The sequence below is a fragment of the Pseudomonas sp. SDO5532_S415 genome (genome assembly GCF_054071155.1).
On sequence record NZ_JBSVWS010000314.1, the window covers coordinates 1 to 3,077 of the forward strand.

The window sequence follows — 3,077 nt, forward strand, 5'->3', positions numbered from 1 at the left end:
TTTTCAGTGATCACACCCTTTGTGGGCAGCCTGGATCAAATGTGGGAGCGAGCCTGCTCGCGAAGGCGACGTTACAGGCAATAAAAAGCCCGCAGACGATCACTCGTGTGCGGGCTTTTTCATTTCGAGGCTATCACGCCCGACGCTCATGCATCCGCGCCAGCTGCCGCTCCAGCATCGACGGATAAGGCTCCATCAAGCGCTCCACACAGCAAGCGCCTTCCGGGCTGGCAATCGGCCGGATGCGTGCACGTTGGCGGATCAGGGCATCGTCGCTGATCTTGCGCTCCACCAGCAGCAGATTGCGGCTATGTTGCGATAGGGCCAGGGCGTCCTGGGCGGGGTCGGTCAGCAGCAGGTCGATCTGGCTCAGGCCGAACAGCTCGTCGCCCAGGGTCAGGCCCAGCTGCAATTGCAGGGTGATGCCGCTGTCGGCGACTTCGATCTGCAACTGATGGCCCAGCGCGCGCAACAGCTCACCGCAGCAAATGGCGTTGGTCAGGTAGTCGTCGCCGCTGTCTTCGGTGTGGAACAGCATCAGTGTGCTGCCATCGTTCAGGGTATGCAGTTCGCTCTGGTAGAGCGAGGCAGCCTGGTCAAGGCAGTCGCGGTAGCGTTTGAGCAGTTCTTCCAGGCGCGTACGAGGCAGGCGACGCAGTTGCTCCTGGGAGCCCAGCTGAACAGCCAGCACCGCGCTGTGCTGCGGTACGTTGGAAATCACGGGTTTGGCCAGTGGTTTCAAGGCACTGTCCGGCGAATCATCGAGCAGGTCGGCGAATGCATCTTCGTCATCGTCCTCGACGGTGTTGGCGGTACGCCGTGGCGCAGCCTTCAGCGCGGTCATAGGACGGCTTTCATCAAAGCTCGGATCACGCAGGTTACGCACTTCGAAGCCGGGTTCGGCATCGTCATAATCGTTGTCGTCGAACTCGGGTTCCGGCATGGGCTCGGGTTCAGCCGGTTCCGGCGCGAAGTTGGCGTGCAGCTGGCGCGCCAGGTCGCCGATTTCGTCCTGGCGTTCGGTGGCCGGGGTGTGCTCGTCAATGTTGCGCAGCCATACCCGCAATTGCAGGAGTGGGGTGGAGAGGTGTCGGCCCAGGCGCAGGCTCAAGGCCAGGGACAAAGCCAGCAGGATGGCGCTCAAAATGCCCATGCTTTGCAGGCTGATGGTCATTGGCTGTTGGAACTGATCCATGTCCAGGCTGATGCGCAATTGTCCGGCGGTCACATCCTGGAAGGTGATCTTGCTCTGATAAATGCCTTCAGCCTCGCCCAGCAGGCCGTGCTTGGGACGCTGGCCGGCCTCGGCAAGGATGCGGTTATCCATGCTATAGATGGCGGCGTGGGCCACCAGCTTGTTCTTGGTCAGGTTGTTGAGCAGCACGTTGAGGCTGAGGATGTCGTTGGACACCAACAGCTCGGTGGCCGAAGTGGCTGTCTGCGTGGTCAGGCTTTCACCCAGCGCATCCGCCTGCTCGTGCATGGCCTGCTTGAACTGCAAACCCATCACGCAGGCGTAGATCACCAGGGCCAGGGCGACCAGGATCACGTTATGGCTGGCGATACGCAATGCAATCGGTACACGGCGGTGGCGCAGTGCACGGAAGATCAGCAGAAAGAAGTTGTCGGTTTTTACTGGCGTGGGCCGGTTCACTTGAGCTCGGCTCTTTTGTCCGTGAAGTTGACGCGCAGTATAGCGACAGGCCCTAGACCGGCAAAGCGCTCACGGTGCCCGATGGTCACTGAATGTGGGTAGAATGCGGTTTTTTTCCACCTGCGGGGGTGCGCCTTGCGCGAAATCGTCCTGATAAACATCACGGGAGTCGACCGTCCGGGTCTGACTGCGGCCATTACCGGCGTTCTGGCCCAGGGTGGTGTGAACATTCTCGACATCGGTCAGGCGGTGATCCACGACACCCTGTCGTTCGGCATCCTGGTTGAAATTCCTGACACCGAACAAGGCAAGTCGGTCCTCAAGGACATCCTGTTCAAGGGCTATGAACTTGATCAACAGGTGCGTTTCACGCCGGTGTCCGAAGAGGATTACCAGCAGTGGGTCGGTAACCAGGGCAAAAAACGCCACATCGTGACGCTGTTGACCCGTAAAGTGACCGCCGGGCAATTGCAGGCCGTCAGTTCGATCACCGCCAAGTACGGCCTGAACATCGACCACATCGATCGCCTGTCCGGGCGCATGCCGCTGGATACCCCGGCCGACAAGGGCAAGGGTTGCATCGAGTTTTCCGTGCGCGGCGAAGCGGCCGATCCGCAAGCGTTGCGGGCCGAGTTCCTCAGCGTGGCCCAGGAGCTGAACGTCGATATCGCCTTCCAGGAAGATTCGCTGTTCCGCCGCAACCGCCGTCTGGCGGTGTTCGACATGGACTCGACCTTGATCGAAGCCGAAGTCATCGACGAACTGGCCAAGGCGGCCGGCGTGGGCGACAAAGTGTCGGAAATTACCGAGCGGGCAATGGCGGGTGAACTGGATTTCCGTGCCAGCTTCAAAGAGCGCCTGGCATTGCTCAAAGGCCTGGATGTCGGCGTGCTGGATTCGATCGGTGCCTCGCTACGCCTCACCGAAGGTGCTGAAACCCTGTTCGCCGAACTCAAGCGCCTGGGCTACAAGACGGCCATTCTGTCGGGCGGCTTCACCTACTTCGCCAAGCAATTGCAGGCCAGGCTGGGTATCGATTATGTGTTTGCCAACGAACTGGAAGTAGTCGACGGCAAGGTGACCGGCGTGGCGGTCGAGCCGATTGTCGATGCGCAGCGCAAGGCTGATCTGCTCAAAGAACTGGCGCACAAGGAAGGCTTGCGTCTGGAGCAGACCATTGCGGTCGGCGACGGCGCCAACGACCTGCCGATGCTGGCGATTGCCGGCCTGGGCGTGGCGTTCCGCGCCAAGCCACTGGTCAAGCAGTCGGCGAAGCAGGCGATTTCAACGTTGGGGCTCGATGGCGTGCTGTATCTGCTGGGCTTCCGCGATCGCGACGGACAGCTCTAACACGACAGGTAACAGCTGATCCCTGTGGGAGCGAGCCTGCTCGCGATGGCATCGCCGCGGTTTATCAGATAGA

2 protein-coding genes are annotated in these 3,077 nt (G+C 60.7%); one reads left to right on the top strand and one right to left on the bottom strand.

Translation table 11 applies throughout. From position 1 onward, the window contains the following. Positions 1-133: 133 nt before the first annotated feature. Entirely contained in the window at positions 134-1,654 is a 1,521-nt protein-coding gene (locus tag ACW9HW_RS29630; protein WP_095192150.1) for an AhpA/YtjB family protein, read from the bottom strand. A gap of 135 nt (positions 1,655-1,789) precedes the next feature. Here ACW9HW_RS29630 and serB point away from each other — a divergent pair, with 135 nt between their 5' ends. Continuing rightward, positions 1,790-3,004, top strand: coding sequence for a phosphoserine phosphatase SerB (serB, locus tag ACW9HW_RS29635; RefSeq protein ID WP_075947326.1), 1,215 nt, complete (start codon positions 1,790-1,792; stop codon positions 3,002-3,004). The last annotated feature ends 73 nt before the right edge of the window (positions 3,005-3,077 follow it).